Origin of the sequence: Achromobacter sp. EB05, from assembly GCF_044232075.1 — a bacterium.
Classification (GTDB): domain Bacteria; phylum Pseudomonadota; class Gammaproteobacteria; order Burkholderiales; family Burkholderiaceae_B; genus Achromobacter; species Achromobacter dolens.
The window spans coordinates 1,393,271-1,409,111 of sequence record NZ_CP155917.1; the positions used below are offsets into that span (position 1 = coordinate 1,393,271).

Consider the following 15,841-nt stretch of genomic DNA (forward strand, 5'->3'; position numbering starts at 1 on the left):
GAAGACGCCAGATTTACTGGATCTTGGCCTTTTCGCGCAGTTCCTTCTGGTAGTCGGCCAGGGTTTGCTGGCGCAGCATTTCTTCCAGTTGCGGACGGACCTGGTCCAGCGGCGGGAATTCGACCGGGCGGGTGTCGTCGACCATGATGATGTGCCAGCCGAACTGGGTCTGCACCGGCTTGTCGACCAGTTGGCCCTTCTTGAGCTGGGTCACGGCCTGGGCGAACGGCTGGACGTAGTTGGTGGGAGGGGCCCAACCCAGGTCGCCACCCTTTTCGGCGCTGCCGGGATCCTTGGAGTTCTTCTTGGCCAGGTCGTCGAACTTGCCCTTGTTGCTCTTCAACTGGGCCAGCAGGTCGTTGGCGGTTTTTTCGTCTTCGACCAGGATGTGACGGACCTTGTATTCCATCTTGCCGGCCTGTTCTTTCTTGATCTTCTCGTATTCAGCCGTGACCTTGGCGTCCGACACCGGGTGCTTGGCCAGGTAGTCGGCCATCAGGGCGCGGACCAGGATGCCCTGGCGGGCCAGTTCGATTTCGGTCTGGACGTCGGCCTGCTTGGCGATGCCGCCGGCTTCGGCCGCTTGCACGAAGACCTGGCGGTTGATCATTTCCTGCTTGACCTGTTCACGCAACTGGGGCGAATCGGTGGCGCCCTGGCTGACCAGCAGCTTGACGAATTGATCCAGGCTCTTCTGCGGAATGGCCTTGCCGTTGACGGTGGCGACGTTCTGGGCAAAAGCGGGCACGGCGATGACGCAGGCGGCGGCCAGCATGACGATGCGTTTCATGAATATCCTTTTACTTTCTATTTGGGAGCCTGGGCGTCTAGCGCAAGCGCATGAATCGGATAGGGGATCAAATCTTGCAAATGATGATACACCAGCCGATGTCGCGCCACGGGGTTCAGTCCTGCAAAACAGGGCGCCACGATGTGCACGCGATAATGGCCGGCGCCGTTTTTACTGCCTTCGTGACCGGCATGCAAATGCGATTCGTCCTGGATCTCGAGGGAAACCGGTTCCAGGATGGCCAGGCGCTCCCGGATCAGGGTGATGCGGTCGGTGGTCTCTGACATGGGGTCGATCGTAAAGTTCCGGCGCGCCGGGGGCGCGCCGTGTGGGGAAAGATGCCTCGGCGCCGCGGCGTCAGGCCTTGGGCGGGGTGGTGTCGTCAGCCTGGATATGCTTGCCCAGCCAGAGGGACTGGCCGATGACGAAGACGATCATCAGGCCCATCAGGCCGAAGGCCTTGAAGCTGACCCACTGGGATTCGGTGAAATGCCCCGAAAACGCCACGTAGAGATTGATGGCGCCGGCGAACAGGAAAAAACCAGCCCAGATCAGATTGAGCTTGTCCCAGGCAGCGTCTGGAAGCTGGATCTGTTTTTCCATGAGGCGGCGGATCAGGTTGCGGCCGAACAGCAGGCGGGCGAACACCAGCGCGCCACCGAACAGCCAGTACAGCACCGTCGGCTTCCATTTGATGAAGACGTCGCTGTGCAGCCAGATGGTGGCGCCGCCGAACACCAGGATCACGGTCAGGTTGATCCAGTGCATGGCTTCGGTCGGCCGGCCGGTGACCTTGAGCCAGACGATCTGCAGCACCGCCGCCGCCATGGCCACGCCGGTCGCCACGAAGATATCCGTGAAGCGGTAGGCCAGGAAGAAAAGAAACAGCGGAAAGAGGTCGAACAGGAACTTCTTCATTCTTCTATGGGTTCGAACGTCATCGACAGGGAATTGATGCAGTAGCGCAGGCCGGTGGGCTCGGGGCCGTCGGGGAAGACGTGGCCCAGGTGCGAATCGCAGACGTTGCACAGCACCTCGGTGCGCACCATGCCATGCGAGGTGTCGCGCTCCTCGCGCACCAGTTCCGGGTCGAGCGCCTGGAAATAGCTGGGCCAGCCACAGCCGGCGTCGAACTTGGTGTCCGACGCGAACAGCGCCGTGCCACAGCCCACGCAGCGGTAGATGCCCGGGGTGAAGGTATTCCAGTAGCGCCCGGTGAACGCGCGTTCGGTACCCTTTTGGCGGGTGACGACGTATTCTTCCGGGGACAACTGGGCCCGCCATTCGGCGTCGGTTTTGCGTACTTTGTCCATATCAGCTCTTGGAGTCCCGATGCCCGAAATGGTTCGGGCATAATCCCGCCCCATGTTAATCGAGTTTGACCAGGCGATTGTATCGACGCCCCAGGCGGAAGTGTTGCGCGGGGTGAGCGTGGCGCTGGGCGGACGCCGGGTCGGCATCGTCGGCCCCAACGGCGCCGGCAAGAGCACGCTGGCGCGGCTGGTCAACGGGCTGGTGCTGCCGACCTCCGGCAGCGTGCGCGTCGGCGGCCTGGACACCCGGCATGAACTGAAGGCGGTGCGCCGCCAGGTGGGTTTCGTGTTCCAGAACCCCGAGAACCAGATCGTTTTTCCGATCGTGCGCGAGGACCTGGCGTTCGGCCTGAAGCACCTTGAGCCCGACCGCGCGCAACGCGAGGCCCGCATCGAGGCCGCGCTGGGCGCCCTGGGCGTGGCGCACCTGGCGGATCGCACCAGCCACACGCTGTCCGGCGGCGAGCGCCAGTTGGTGGCGCTGGCGGCGGTGCTGGTGATGCGGCCCGGGCTGGTGGTGTTCGACGAACCCACCACCCAGCTCGACCTGCGCAACCGCAATCGGGTGCGCGACGCCATCGCCGCCATGCCGCAGGACGCGATCGTGGTCAGCCACGACCTGGCGCTGCTGGAAGATTTCGAGCGGGTGCTGGTGATCCAGGATGGCACCATCGCCGCCGACGACGAGCCGGCCGCCGCGCTGCGCTGGTACCGGAATCACTGCGCGTGATCGAACCCCTATATATTCCCGGCGACTCGCCACTGCACCGGCTGCCCGCCGGCCTGAAGCTGCTGGCGCTGGCCGCGGCCGGCGCCGGATTGTTCCTGGTGCGCGATCCCGCCCTCCTGGCGGGCGCCTGCGCGGTCGCCGGCCTGCTGCTGTGGTGCGCCGGCGCCACGCCCGGCGGCGTCTGGCGCCAGGTGCGCGGCCTGGTCTGGGTGTTGCTGGCCGTCGGCGCCTTCACGGCCTGGTTCCAGGGCTGGCGCGAGGCGTTGACGGTGCTCTTGCGCATCGCGGCGATGGTCGGCCTGGCACTGGCGGTGACGCTGTCGACCCGCAGTTCGGACCTGATCGCCGTGTGTGAACGGGTGCTGATGCCGTTGCAGCGCGTCGGCCTGCTGGACGCCGGCAAGGTGTCGCTGGCGTTGGCGCTGGCGTTGCGCTTCGTGCCGGAGATCTGGCGCAATTTCCACGAGATCCGCGAGGCCCAGGCGGCGCGCGGACTGGGTGCCAACCCGGTGGCGCTGATCGTGCCGCTGGTGGTGCTGACGTTGAAGCGCGCGCAGGAAGTGGCCGAGGCCATCGACGCCCGCAGCGTGTGACTGTCCAACCTCATCCCTGATTCCCTGTCCCACTAGATAGAAAGGGCATTGCCATGAAATCCAATAACACCGTGCTGGTGGCACTGTTCGCCGCGCTGATCGTGGTGCTGAGCCTGATTCCGCCGATCCCGCTGCCGGGCATTCCGGTGCCGATCACGCTGCAGACACTGGGCGCGATGCTGGCCGGCGCCATGCTGGGGCCCGGGCGCGGCGCGCTCGCCTGCCTGCTGTATCTGGCGTTGGCGGCCATCGGCCTGCCGGTGCTGCCGGGCGGGCGCGGCGGCCTGGGCGCGTTCTTCGGGCCGACCGGCGGCTTCCTGGTGGGGCTGGTGGCGGGCGCGTTCGTGACCGGCTGGCTTGCGCGTCGCCTGACGGGCAGGGCGGCGGGATTCGGCGGCCAACTGGCCGGCTGCGCCATCGCCTGCGTCCTCGGCGGCATCGTGGTGGTCTATGCGTTCGGCGTGCCATGGCTGGCGACGGTCACCAAGATGGGGCTGGCCAAGGCCGCGGTGGCGGTGGCGGTATTCGTGCCGGGCGACCTGATCAAGGCCGCGCTGGCGGCGTGGGTGGCGACGCGGGTCGAACGGGTGTGGCCGATGCGCGGCCGCTGAACGTCGCGCCGGCGGGCCATGTCCAAGGGAATCCCCCAACTGACGCCCGCGAGCCTTTCAAGTACAAGTTCGCCATTAACGAATGCGTTTGCTGAATTGTGGTTTCTGTAGCACGTCAGGGATTTACCGTAGTTGCGCGAAGTCATCTGATACTGTTTTAACCCTATAATATTTTTTTCTGTATAACTTTAACTAGGCTCGCTTCCGCCTCGTCCGGGGCAAAAAAAGAGCCACCACAGGAGACAAAACATGCGCAAGCACTTCGGCTTGTCCGCGGCCGCCGCCGCCGTTGCCCTGACCCTGCCGCTGCTGGCCAGCGCCCAGGTCAAGGTGGGTGTGACGGTGTCCAGCACCGGCCCCGCCGCATCGCTGGGCATCCCCGAGCGCAACACGGTCGCGCTGCTGCCCAAGGAAGTGGCGGGCCAGAAGATCGAGTGGATCGTCCTGGACGACGCCACCGACACGACCCAAGCCGTCAAGAACTCGCGCAAGCTGGCGTCCGACGACAAGGTCGACGTGCTGATCGGCACGTCGGTCACGCCGGGCTCGCTGGCCATGGTGGACGTGGCCGCCGAAGCCAAGGTGCCGATGATCAGCGTGGCCGCCAGCGCCAAGATCGTCGAACCCGTGGACGACAAGCGCCGCTGGGTCTTCAAGACCCCGCAGAACGACGCCCTGATGGCCGGCGCGCTGGCCGACGCCATGTCCAAGTCCAAGGTCAAGACGCTGGGCTTCATCGGCTTTGCCGACGCTTACGGCGACGGCTGGCTGGACGTGATGCAGAAGGCCGCCAAGGCCAAGGGCATCGAGATCGTCTCCATCGAAAAATACAGCCGCACCGACACCAGCGTCACGGGCCAGGTGCTCAAGCTGATCGGCGCCAAGCCCGACGCCATCCTGATCGCCGGCGCCGGCACCCCGTCCGCGCTGCCGCAAAAGGAACTGAAGGCCCGCAACTACGGCGGCACCATCTACCAGACCCACGGCGCCGCCAACAACGACGTGCTGCGCGTCTGCGGCAAGGACTGCGACGGCATGTACCTGCCCGCCGGCCCGCTGCTGGTCGCGGCCCAGCTGCCCGACAGCAACCCGGTCAAGAAGTCGGCGCTGGCCTACGTCGAGACCTACGAGAAGGCAAACGGCGCCGGCTCGACCAACACCTTTGGCGGCCACATGTGGGATGCCGGCCAATTGGTGGTGGCGGCCTTGCCCGCGGCCCTGAAGACCGGCGCCAAGCCGGGCACGCCGGAATTCCGCGCCGCCATGCGCGACGCCCTGGAAAACGTCAAGGACCTGGCCGCCTCGCAAGGCGTGTTCAACATGTCGCCGACGGACCACGCCGGCTTCGACGAGCGTTCGCGCGTCATCGTCAAGGTCGAAGGCGGCAAGTGGGTCTACCAGCCCGGCCTGTAATCTCCCTGGATTGCCCGATCCAAGGGCGCCCCTTGCGGGCGCCCCATGCTTCGCACCGGCCTCTCCGGCCGGTGTGTCGTATCAGTGTTCCGGGCGGGGTCGGAACACCAAGAATCAATAAGGTTGTTAGATGGATTCCTCAATTGCGCTGATTCTGCTGCAAGACGGTATCGTCAACGGCGCCATCTATGCCCTGCTGGGCATGGCGCTGGTGCTGGTGTTCGCCGTTACGCGCGTCATTTTCATTCCCCAGGGCGAGTTCGTGGCGTTCGGCGCCCTGACGCTCGCGATGCTGGTGGACGGCAAGGTGCCCGGCACCGCCTATCTCCTGCCGCTGCTGGGCGTGGTGTGCCTGGCGCTCGAGCTGCTGCGCGCGCTGCGGACCCGCAGCGCGGCTGGCCTGCCCAAGGCCGTGTTGACCTGTCTCGTCGTGCCGCTCGCGTTGCTGTGGCTGACGACCACTTATACCGCCGCAGGCAATTCGCTGTGGCTCAACATGCTGCTGACGCTGCTGCTGGTGATCCCGATGGGCCCGATGGTCTATCGCATCGTCTACCAGCCGCTGGCCGAGGCCACCGTGCTGGTGCTGCTGATCGTGTCGGTGGCGGTGCACTTCGCGCTGACCGGCCTGGCCCTGGTGTTCTTCGGCGCCGAAGGCTGGCGCACGCCCGCGTTCGTGAGCGGCCAGGTCGACCTGGGCTTCACCACCTGGTCGGCGCAGAGCCTGTTCGTGGTCGCGACCTGCGCGCTGCTGATCATCGCGCTGTGGCTGTTCTTCGGCAAGACGCTGTACGGCCGCGCGCTGCGCGCCACCGCCGTCAACCGCCGCGGCGCGCGCCTGGTGGGCATCAGCACCACCATGTCGGGCAGCCTGACCTTCACGCTGGCCACCGCCATCGGCGCCATGTCCGGCATGCTGATCGCGCCCATCACCACGGTCTACTACGACACGGGCTTCCTGATCGGCCTGAAGGGCTTTGTCGGCGCCATCATCGGCGGTTTGGCCAGCTACCCCGTGGCGGCCGCCGGCTCGCTGCTGGTGGGCGTGCTGGAATCGTTCTCGTCCTTCTGGGCCAGCGCCTACAAGGAAGTGATCGTCTTCACCTTGATTATCCCGGTTCTGGTCTGGCGTTCGTTCAGCACCCATCACGTGGACGAAGAGGAGTAAACGCCATGAACCGCATTCTGCTTGTCGTCTTCATCGTCGTCCTGGCGGGGCTGCCGCTCTTGCCGGTCACGCCCGAGTTCTGGGTGACGCAACTGAACTACATCGGGCTGGCCAGCCTGGTGGTGCTGGGGCTGGTGCTGCTGACCGGCGTCGGCGGCCTGACCTCGTTCGGCCAGGCCGCGTTCGTCGGCCTGGGCGCGTACACCACCGCCTATCTGACCACGCAATACGACGTGTCGCCCTGGCTGGCGCTGCCCGCCGGCCTGATCCTGACCGCCGTGGTGGCGTACCTGCTGGGCGCGATCACGCTGCGTCTGTCGGGGCACTATCTGCCGCTGGGCACCATCGCCTGGGGCCTGTCGCTGTACTTCCTGTTCGGCAACCTGGACTGGCTGGGCAAGCATGACGGCATCGCCGGCATCGAGCCCATCAGCATCTTCGGCATGTCGCTGGCCAGCGGCCGCCACATCTACTACCTGATCTGGGTGTTCGTGCTGCTGGCGCTGTGGGCGACCCGCAACCTGTTGAACTCGCGTCCGGGCCGCGCCATCCGCGCGCTCAAGAGCGGCGCCGGCATGGCCGAGTCGATGGGCGTTAACACGGCCGCCTACAAGGTCGTGATCTTCGTCTGGGCCGCGCTGCTGGCCTGCGTCTCGGGCTGGCTCTACGCGCACATGCAGCGCGCCGTCAGCCCCAGCCCGTTCGGCATCAACTACGGCATCGAGTACCTGTTCATGGCCGTGGTCGGCGGCGCCGGCTACGTCTGGGGCGCGCTGCTCGGCTCCAGCGTCATCCTGGTGCTGAAGGACCAGTTGCAGAACCTGCTGCCCAAGCTGCTGGACACCAACGCCAACTTCGAGATGATTGTCTTCGGCGTGCTGCTGATCCTGATGCTGCAATACGCCCGCAACGGCCTCTGGCCGATCCTGGCGGGCTGGTGGGGCAGCCTCACCGGCGCCGATGGCTCGCGCCGCAACCTGGCGCCGCCCAAGCCGGCGCCGGCGCTGCCGCTGCGCGCGCGGCCGCAGGCCGGGCAGGTGGTGCTGGAAGTGGATGCCATCCGCAAGGAATTCGGCGGCCTGGTCGCCGTCAACGACATCAGCTTCAAGGTCCGCTCCGGCGAGATCATGGGCCTGATCGGCCCCAATGGCGCCGGCAAGAGCACCACCTTCAACCTGATCAGCGGCGTGCTGCCGGTGACGCGCGGCAAGGTCACCTTCATGGGCGAGCGCATCGACAGCCGTTCGGCGCGCGAGATCGCCAAGCTGGGCGTGGGCCGCACCTTCCAGCACGTGCAGTTGCTGCCGGGCATGACGGTGCTGGAAAACGTCGCGCTGGGCGCGCACCTGCGTTCCGACGTGGGCGTGTGGGCGGGCGCCCTGCACACCGACCGCGCACGCGAGGCGCAACTGCTGCACGAGGCCGCCGAGCAGATCAAGCGCGTCGGCCTGGGCGAATACCTGTACGAACAAGCGGGCAACCTGGCGCTGGGCCAGCAACGCATCCTGGAAATCGCGCGGGCCCTGGCCAGCGATCCGGTGCTGCTGTTGCTGGACGAGCCGGCCGCCGGCCTGCGCTACAAGGAAAAGCAGGACCTGGCGCGCGTGCTGGAACAGTTGCGCGCCGAGGGCATGAGCATTCTGCTGGTGGAACACGACATGGATTTTGTGATGCGCCTGACCAACCACCTGGTGGTGATGGATTTCGGCACCAAGCTGGCCGAAGGCGTGCCGGCCGAGGTGCAACAGAACCCGGCGGTGCTGGAAGCCTACCTGGGCGGCATCGACGACGACCTGCCCGAAGCCGACCAAGCCAAGCCGGTGTCCGCGGGAGGCGTGCAATGACGACGTCCAAACCCGTTCTTGAAGTCAGCAACCTGTCGGCCCGCTACGGCAAGGTCGGCGCGCTGGCCGGCGCCACGCTGACGGTTCCGGCCGGCAGCATCGTCACCGTGATCGGCGCCAACGGCGCCGGCAAGTCGACCATGCTGAACGCCATGATGGGCTCGCTGCCGCAGACCGGCCACGCGGCCGGCTCCGTGCAATACGCGGGCACCGATGTGTCGAGCTGGCCGGTCGAGCGCCGCGTCGCCGCCGGCATGTCGCTGGTGCCCGAGCGGCGCGAGCTGTTCGGCAGCATGTCGGTCGAAGACAACCTGCTGCTGGGCGGTTTCCGCCGCTACCGCGCCCGCGAAAGCGGCTGGCGCGACACGCTCAACGAAGTCTTCGACCTGTTCCCGCGCCTGCGCGAACGCCGCGCCCAGCAGGCCGGCACGCTCTCGGGCGGCGAGCGCCAGATGCTGGCGGTCGGCCGCGCGCTGATGGCCAAGCCGGCGCTGCTGATGCTGGACGAGCCCAGCCTGGGCCTGGCGCCGCGCATCGTGCGCGAGATCTTCCACATCATCGCGCGCCTGCGCGAGACCGGCGTGGCGATCCTGCTGGTGGAACAGAACGCGCGCGCGGCGCTGCAGGTGGCCGACTACGGCTACGTGCTCGAGACCGGCGAAGTCATCCTGCATGGTCCGGCGCGCGAGCTGGCCGGCGATCCCAAGGTGATCGAGAGCTATCTCGGCCTGGGCAAGGGCGCGGAGCAGGCCGAGGCCTGATCTCCGCCGCGAGGCGGACGTGTCAGTCCGCCTCGCGCTTGAACACCTCGACCACCCGGAAGCGCTCGCACACCAGCAGCATGTCTGGCGCGTAGCCGCCATTGCGGTCGAAATAGGCGATGTGTCCGGTGCGCCAGACGTCGTAGGGGCCTTCACCCTCGGCCACGGCGAAGGCTTCGTCCACTTCGTCGAAGCGCTGGATCACGATGCTGATCGTCTCGATGGCGCAGGCTGGACGGCGGCGGCCATCCAGCACCACGTCGCGCCGGCCCGGCTCGGGCACCGGTTCCTTCTCGCCGAAGTCGCGCAGCGCGCCGCAGGTCGCGGTCTTGGCGCCCGACAACACCAATGCCAGCAATTCATCGGCCAGCTCGGGCGAATCGCCGAACTGGAAGGTCACGGCGTTCTCGTAAGGGGCGGGCGGTTTCATGCCGGCAGCGTCCAATGCAGAATCAATTCCTGGCCCATCGCGGGGTCGGAGGTGGAGGGAGCGCCGGTTTCGATGCGTCCTGCCAGGCGGCGCAGGAAGCCGGGCGCGTCGTCGGCGCGCACGCTGAAGTCGTACCAGCCGCCGCTGGCGGCCAGGTTCCAGGCCAGGGTGGCGCCGACGCCGGGCGCCAGCGCCGGCTCGTGGTGGCCGGCGTAGCCGTAGGCGTTGGCTTCGACCTGGAAGCCGCGCGGCAATGCGCCCGGGTTGTGCAGTTTCAGGCGCAGCGTCGGCCCGGAGGCATCGCAGATGGCCTCGACCGACAGCGGCTCGGCGTCCGCGTGCAGCCGGCCCGCGACATGACGATGGAAGCCATTGGGGCCAAGCAGCCAAAGATCGTAGCGGCCGTCGTTGCCCGTCACCGGCCAGTTGGCTTCCAGATGCTTGCCGGCCTCGAGGGTGTAGCGGCGCGGGCCGTCCTCCAGGCGCAGGCGGTCGTACACATGCAGCACGGCGCCGGCGGCGCCGCTGTTGTCCATGCGCAGCGCGATGCTGTCCTTGCCCGCGCTGGCCTGCACCGACAGCGCATAGGGCAGCGCGCGCGACGGCCGGGTGCCGGCCGCCTGCCGCGCCAGGGCGGGCCGTGCGGGCGCGGGCGGGGTGACGGTGCCCGACAGCGCGGCGGCCTGGGCCGCGCGCGTGGCGGTGGCCGGCAGGCCACGGGTCAGGTCGGCCTCGTCGGGCGTGGCGAAATCGAAGATCGACGTCAGGTCGCCGCAGACGGCGCGGCGCCACGGCGAGATGTTGGGTTCGGCGACCCCGAAGCGGCGCTCGACGAAGCGCAGCACCGAGGTGTGGTCGAACACTTCCGAGTTGACCCAGCCACCCTTGGTCCAGGGCGACAGCACGTACATCGGCACGCGCGGCCCCAGGCCGTAGACGCCGTGCAGGTGGGCGGCCGTATCGTCCTTTTCGGCGCCGGTGACGATCTCGTGGTATTCGCCGGCGGTGTCCACGGTGGACGCGCCCGCCAGCCGGCCGTCAGGGCCGCGCGAGGGAGGCGCCGGCGGCGGCATGTGGTCGAAAAAGCCGTCGTTCTCGTCGAACATCAGCAACAGGACGGTCTTGCTCCAGACCTCGGGATTGGCGGTCAGCGCGTCCAGCACCCTTGCCGTGTAGTCCGCGCCCTGCGCAGGGCTGGAAGGGCTGGGATGCTCGGAGCCGGCTTTGGTGGCGCAGATCCACGACACCTGCGGCAGCGTGCCATCCCGCACGTCCTGGCGCAGTTGGTCCAGGCTGCGCGTGGTCAACGCCTTGTCCTTGAGCGCGGCCAGCGAGCCCGGCACGCCGTGGTAGGCGTCGCGGTAGGCCTTGAAGCCCGCGGTCGGATTGAGCGAGTAGTTGTCCGCCATGTCCTGGTAGATGCGCCAGCGGATGCCGGCGCGTTCCAGCCGCTCGGGATAGGTGGTCCAGGTGTAGGCGCCGGCGGGGTCGCCGCCGCCCAGCTTGTTGTAGGTGTTGCCCAGCGCCGGGCCGTGGCCGCGGCCCAGGCCGTCGTTGGTGCCGGTCCAGACGAACAGGCGGTTGGTGTTGGTGCCGCCGGTGAACGAACAGTGATAGGCGTCGCACACGGTGAAGGCGCGCGCCATGGCGTACTGGAACGGCATGTCCGCCTCGGTGTAGTACGCCATCGAATGGTTCTTTTTGGCGGCCGGCCACTGGCCCATGCGGCCGGCGTCCCAGGCGTCCTGGGCGTTGGACCAGGTGTGCGGGGTGCTGGCCACGCGCATGGCCTCGTAGTCCGCGCCGGTGTCGAGCCGGAATGGCAGTACGCTGCGCGGCGCGCCCTCGTCGGGGCGGCCGTTGTACTGCGCCCAGACCGTGCGGCGTTCGAAGTCGGGGCTGGCGGGCACCGGGATCGGAAAGCGGTCGCCGAAGCCGCGCACCCCGGCGAGGCCACCGAAGTAGTGGTCGAACGACCGGTTCTCCTGCATGAAGATGACGATGTGTTCGACGTCTTCAATCGTGCCCTTGCGGCGGTTGGCGGGAATCGCCAATGCGCGGCGGATGGAGGCGGGCAGCAGCGCCAGGGCGCTGCCGGCGCCGGCGATCGCGGCGCCGCCGCGCAGGAACTCGCGTCGGGATTGCATGCTGGGTGTCCTTGCAGGGTATCCTTGTCACGCGGCGCCGCCCCGGTCGGGACGGCGCATTCCATGGCGCCGCGGGGCGCTTACTGCTTGCGGGTGCTTTCGGCGTAGTCCATGTACAGCTTGTGGGCGCGGCGCGCCAGCGGACCGTATTCCAGCTTGCGGTCTTCGACGCGGTTCACGTGCACCACCTTGCCGTAGTTGCCGGACGAGAAAACTTCATCGGCGACCTCGATGTCGGCGCGCGTCAGGCTGCGTTCCTGCACCTCGACGCCGTCGGCCTTGAGCAACGCCAGCACGCGGCGGCGCGTGATGCCGTTCAGGAAGGTGCCGTTGTCCACCGGGGTCGAGACCACGCCGTCCTTGGCGATCCACAGGTTGCTGGAGGCGAACTCGGCGACATTGCCGGCGCCGTCCAGCATGATGGCGTTGTCGAAGCCCTTGTCCATCGCCTCGCGGATGGCGCGCTGGCCGTTGGGGTACAGGCACGAGGCCTTGGCGTCGGTCGGCGCCATGTTGGGCCAGGAACGCGCGAAGCTGGAGAAGCAGGCGGCAAAGCCCTGGTCGCCCGGCATCGGCACCTTGAACACGTGCAGCACGAACTGGGTCTTGTCGGCGTCGGGCAGCAGGAAGCCGTCGGCGCAGAAGAACATCGGCTTGATGTAGAGCTCGCTGCCCTCGGGGAACTTGGCCACCGCCTGCAGGCACAGCGCCTGGATTTCCTGCCAGGTGATCTGCGGCTTCATCAGCATCTTTTCGGCCGAGCGCACCACGCGCTGGCAATGCAGGTCCAGGTCGGGCGTCAGGCCGCGGAACGCGCGCGCGCCATCGAAGACCATGCTGGCCATCCAGAAGGCGTGGTCGGCGGGGCCGAGCAGTTTGGGGTTTTCAGGGGTCCAGTGACCGTTGTGCCAGAACAAGGCATCCATGATGGGTTTCCTTCGCGGGTATCGGGTGGCGCGACAATGGCGCCGAAACGTCAGGATACATGAGGCGCGGACCGCTTACTCCTTGTCCAGCGCCGCCTGCACCCGTTCGGCCGCATCGGCCGGCATCCATTGCCGCCAGACCGGTCCGTACTGCTTGAGGAAGTAGCGCGCGGCCTCCTCGGGTTCCTTGCCTTCGTTCTCGAGCCAACCGAGCGTGGCGTCGATGGCGTCGCTGGGAATGGTGAGCTTGGCCAGGAACGCGGCAAGCTGCGGCGCGTCCTTGGCAAAAGCGCTGTTCACGCCCGTCACCACGGGGTTCGGCTTGAACTCGGTGGCCACCGGCTTGGCGCACTTGGGATCGGTCAGGCAGGTATAGGCGGTCTGGTCGAAGGCCGGCAGTTCCAGCTTGACCAAGTCTAGCGCGCCGACCAGCGCGGTGGGCGTCCAGTAATAGAAGACGATGTCGCGCTTGCGCTTGTAGGCCGACAGGATGGCGGCCTTCTGCGCGGCGCCGGAACCGGGCGCGAAAAGGCTGTAGTCGCGGTCCAGGCCGAGCGCGCGCAACAGGTTGTCGTTCAGCGTGCCGCAGGCCCAGCCGGCGGGGCAGCCGTAGATGCGGCCGCGGCCCGGGTCTTCCGGATCGGCGAAGACCTGCTTGAAGCGCGCCAGGTCCGCCGCCGACTTCAAGTCGGGATGGCGCTGCACGGTGTAACGCGGCACGTACCAGCCTTCGCCGGCGTCGTAGACATGCCCCAGGCCCTGCACGCGGCCGCTGGCCAGCGCCTTCTTCCAGGCCACCTCGATCTGCCCTGGCCACACCTCCGGCGTGACGTCGACGTCGCCGCGCTGCAGGGCGGCCAGCATGGGCAGCGTCTCGCCGATCTCGACGCTGGTCTTGCAGCCGTAGCCGTGTTCCATCACGTAGCGCTCGATGCCGGCCAGCACCAGGTTGGATTCCCAGTTCAGGCCGCTGAAACGGACCGGGCGGTCGACCTCGCAGACCGGCTTGGCGGCGTGGACCGCGGCGGGCGCCAGCAGGGCGGCGGACAGCGCCAGGGCGCCGGCGAGCAAAGGCTTCATGCGCATGATGGAGCACCTTTCTGATTACGTGCCGGTCATTGTAAAGGTCCCATGCAATCGGGGCCGCGTTCAGCGGCCCCGAGGGTCAGGCAGGCGATGCGGCTGGCGGCCGCGCGGATCAGGCGCGCGCGGCGCGCCGCTTCTCGATCAGCGCGCCGATCTCGCCGACGATGCCGCGACGGAAGGCCAGCACGCAGATCACGAAGATCAGGCCGATCACGATGGTGACCGACTCGCCCAGGCGCAGGAACCAGTCGACGCCGGTCAGGCTGGCCATCATCTGGCCGAAGTCGCCCACTTTGTTCTCCAGCAGCACCACGATGAACGCGCCGAGAATCGGTCCGGTCAGCGTGCCGAGCCCGCCGATCAGCGTCATCAGGATCACCAGGCCCGACATCTGCCAGGTCGCGTCGGACAGCGTGGCCGACACGAACACCAGCGTCTTGGTGGCGCCCGCCAGGCCGGCGATGGCGGCCGACAGCACGAAGGCCAGCAGCTTGAAGCGATCGACGTCGTAGCCCAGCGAGACCGCGCGCGGCTCGTTCTCGCGCAGCGCCTGCAGCACCTGGCCGAACGGCGAATGCACCGTGCGCCAGATGATGAAGTAGCCGATGATGAACACGCCCATCACCAGGTAGTACAGGTTCAGGTCTTTCGACAGGTCGATGATGCCCAGCAGCGTGCCGCGCGGCACGCTCTGCAGGCCGTCTTCGCCGCCGGTGAACTTGGCCTGCAGGAAGAAGAAGAACACCATCTGCGCCAGCGCCAGCGTGATCATGGCGAAGTAGATGCCGCTGCGGCGGATCGCCAGCGCGCCCATCGCCAGGCCCAGCAGCGCGGCCACCGCGACGCCGAACAGCAGTCCGATCTCGGTCGGCACGCCCCACACCTTGAGCGCGTGGCCGGTGGCGTAGGCGGCGCTGCCCAGGAAGGCGGCGTGGCCGAACGACAGCAGGCCGGTGAAGCCCAGCAGCAGGTTGAAGGCGCAGGCGAACAGGGCGTAGCACATGATCTTCATGGCGAAGATCGGATACACCCCGACGAAGGGAAGAATGGCCACCACGACGGCCAGGACCGCATAGCCCAGGAATTGACGATTCATTTCTCTTTTCCGAACAGCCCGGCCGGGCGGAGCAACAGGACAATGGCCATGATGATGAAGACGACCGTGCTGGACGCTTCGGGCCAGAACACCTTGGTCAGGCCCTCGATCACGCCCAGGCCCAGGCCGGTGACGATGGCGCCCATGATGGACCCCATGCCGCCGATCACGACCACCGCGAACACCACGATGATGAGGTTGGACCCCATCAGAGGCGAGATCTGCAGCACCGGCGCCGCCAGCACGCCGGCAAAGCCCGCCAGCGCCACGCCGAAGCCGTAGGTCAGCGTGATCATGCGCGGCACGTTGACGCCGAAGGCTTCCACCAGTCGCGGGTTCTCGGTGCCGGCGCGCAGCAGGGCGCCGAGGCGGGTGCGCTCGATCACGAACCAGGTCGCCAGGCACACCACCACCGATGCCGCCACCACCCAGCCGCGGTAGTTCGGCAGCACCATGAAGCCCAGGTTGGTGGCGCCGCGCAGGGCGTCGGGCGTCGGATAGGGCTGGCCCGACACCCCGTAGAAGCTGCGGAACAGGCCCTCGATGAGCAGCGTCAAGCCGAAGGTCAGCAGCAGGCCGTACAGGTGGTCAAGCTTGTAGAGGTGCCTGAGCAACAGCTTTTCGATGATGATGCCGAACAACCCGACCACCAGCGGCGCCAGGATCAGCATGACCCAGTAATTCAACCCCAGGTACGACAGCCCCATCCAGGCCAGGAAGGCGCCCAGCATGTAAAGCGCGCCGTGCGCGAAGTTGATGACGTTCAGCAGTCCGAAGATAACCGCCAGGCCGAGCGACAGCATGGCGTAGAACGAACCGTTGACCAGTCCCAGCAGCAACTGGCCGAACAAGGCCTGTATGGGGATGCCGAAAATATCAGTCATCTTGTGAAAATCCTGCGCGTACGAAGGGAAGCGGGCAAATTCAGGATGC

General features: G+C 67.2%; 17 protein-coding genes. 7 read left to right on the forward strand and 10 right to left on the reverse strand.

Features of this window, described 5'->3' with window-relative positions:
• Nucleotides 1-13: 13 nt before the first annotated feature.
• The 4 genes from AAID08_RS06340 to msrB all read right to left on the reverse strand — a co-directional run bounded on the left by AAID08_RS06340 (nt 14) and on the right by msrB (nt 2,103).
• Nucleotides 14-790: a peptidylprolyl isomerase gene (locus tag AAID08_RS06340; protein WP_054501588.1), complete on the reverse strand. Its 777-nt coding sequence runs from the start codon at nt 788-790 to the stop codon at nt 14-16.
• 17 nt (nt 791-807) lie between these two features.
• Nucleotides 808-1,077, reverse strand: a complete 270-nt coding sequence (locus AAID08_RS06345; protein ID WP_081273555.1) for a BolA family transcriptional regulator — start codon at nt 1,075-1,077, stop codon at nt 808-810.
• Nucleotides 1,078-1,147: 70 nt separating this feature from the next.
• Nucleotides 1,148-1,708: a septation protein A gene (locus AAID08_RS06350; protein ID WP_144654953.1), complete on the reverse strand. Its 561-nt coding sequence runs from the start codon at nt 1,706-1,708 to the stop codon at nt 1,148-1,150.
• Complete coding sequence (gene msrB, locus AAID08_RS06355) at nt 1,705-2,103, reverse strand: peptide-methionine (R)-S-oxide reductase MsrB (protein WP_054501585.1); 399 nt, start codon at nt 2,101-2,103, stop codon at nt 1,705-1,707. The genes AAID08_RS06350 and msrB overlap by 4 nt, the downstream gene beginning before the upstream one ends.
• A 52-nt stretch (nt 2,104-2,155) precedes the next feature.
• Here msrB and AAID08_RS06360 point away from each other — a divergent pair, with 52 nt between their 5' ends.
• The 7 genes from AAID08_RS06360 (at nt 2,156) to AAID08_RS06390 (ending at nt 9,223) form a co-directional block, all read left to right on the forward strand.
• Nucleotides 2,156-2,833, forward strand: a complete 678-nt coding sequence (locus tag AAID08_RS06360) for an energy-coupling factor ABC transporter ATP-binding protein (protein WP_054501584.1) — start codon at nt 2,156-2,158, stop codon at nt 2,831-2,833.
• Entirely contained in the window at nt 2,830-3,426 is a 597-nt protein-coding gene (locus tag AAID08_RS06365) for an energy-coupling factor transporter transmembrane protein EcfT (protein ID WP_054501583.1), read from the forward strand. The genes AAID08_RS06360 and AAID08_RS06365 overlap by 4 nt, the downstream gene beginning before the upstream one ends.
• Before the next feature lie 53 nt (nt 3,427-3,479).
• The gene (locus AAID08_RS06370; RefSeq protein WP_054501582.1) at nt 3,480-4,037 is read left to right on the forward strand and encodes a biotin transporter BioY; all 558 of its coding nucleotides are present in this window, start codon (nt 3,480-3,482) and stop codon (nt 4,035-4,037) included.
• Between the two features lie 249 nt (nt 4,038-4,286).
• Complete coding sequence (locus AAID08_RS06375; protein ID WP_006389246.1) at nt 4,287-5,450, forward strand: ABC transporter substrate-binding protein; 1,164 nt, start codon at nt 4,287-4,289, stop codon at nt 5,448-5,450.
• Between the two features lie 130 nt (nt 5,451-5,580).
• On the forward strand, nt 5,581-6,618 hold the full coding sequence (locus tag AAID08_RS06380) for a branched-chain amino acid ABC transporter permease (protein WP_026382592.1): 1,038 nt from the start codon (nt 5,581-5,583) through the stop codon (nt 6,616-6,618).
• A gap of 5 nt (nt 6,619-6,623) precedes the next feature.
• Entirely contained in the window at nt 6,624-8,462 is a 1,839-nt protein-coding gene (locus tag AAID08_RS06385) for an ATP-binding cassette domain-containing protein (protein ID WP_020924721.1), read from the forward strand.
• The gene (locus AAID08_RS06390; protein ID WP_006389249.1) at nt 8,459-9,223 is read left to right on the forward strand and encodes an ABC transporter ATP-binding protein; all 765 of its coding nucleotides are present in this window, start codon (nt 8,459-8,461) and stop codon (nt 9,221-9,223) included. The genes AAID08_RS06385 and AAID08_RS06390 overlap by 4 nt, the downstream gene beginning before the upstream one ends.
• A gap of 22 nt (nt 9,224-9,245) precedes the next feature.
• Here AAID08_RS06390 and AAID08_RS06395 read toward each other — a convergent pair whose 3' ends face one another.
• The 6 genes from AAID08_RS06395 to AAID08_RS06420 form a co-directional block, all read right to left on the reverse strand.
• Nucleotides 9,246-9,653, reverse strand: a complete 408-nt coding sequence (locus AAID08_RS06395) for an ASCH domain-containing protein (RefSeq protein WP_064526733.1) — start codon at nt 9,651-9,653, stop codon at nt 9,246-9,248.
• Complete coding sequence (locus tag AAID08_RS06400; protein WP_372413885.1) at nt 9,650-11,800, reverse strand: phosphocholine-specific phospholipase C; 2,151 nt, start codon at nt 11,798-11,800, stop codon at nt 9,650-9,652. The genes AAID08_RS06395 and AAID08_RS06400 overlap by 4 nt, the downstream gene beginning before the upstream one ends.
• A gap of 80 nt (nt 11,801-11,880) precedes the next feature.
• Nucleotides 11,881-12,726 (reverse strand): branched-chain amino acid aminotransferase, encoded by an 846-nt coding sequence (locus AAID08_RS06405; RefSeq protein WP_175167577.1) that lies wholly within the window; start codon nt 12,724-12,726, stop codon nt 11,881-11,883.
• A gap of 75 nt (nt 12,727-12,801) precedes the next feature.
• On the reverse strand, nt 12,802-13,812 hold the full coding sequence (locus AAID08_RS06410; protein WP_064526719.1) for an ABC transporter substrate-binding protein: 1,011 nt from the start codon (nt 13,810-13,812) through the stop codon (nt 12,802-12,804).
• 112 nt (nt 13,813-13,924) lie between these two features.
• Nucleotides 13,925-14,908 (reverse strand): branched-chain amino acid ABC transporter permease, encoded by a 984-nt coding sequence (locus AAID08_RS06415; protein ID WP_049072110.1) that lies wholly within the window; start codon nt 14,906-14,908, stop codon nt 13,925-13,927.
• Entirely contained in the window at nt 14,905-15,792 is an 888-nt protein-coding gene (locus tag AAID08_RS06420) for a branched-chain amino acid ABC transporter permease (RefSeq protein WP_049072112.1), read from the reverse strand. Before AAID08_RS06420 ends, AAID08_RS06415 begins: the two co-directional genes overlap by 4 nt.
• Nucleotides 15,793-15,841 lie beyond the last annotated feature (49 nt).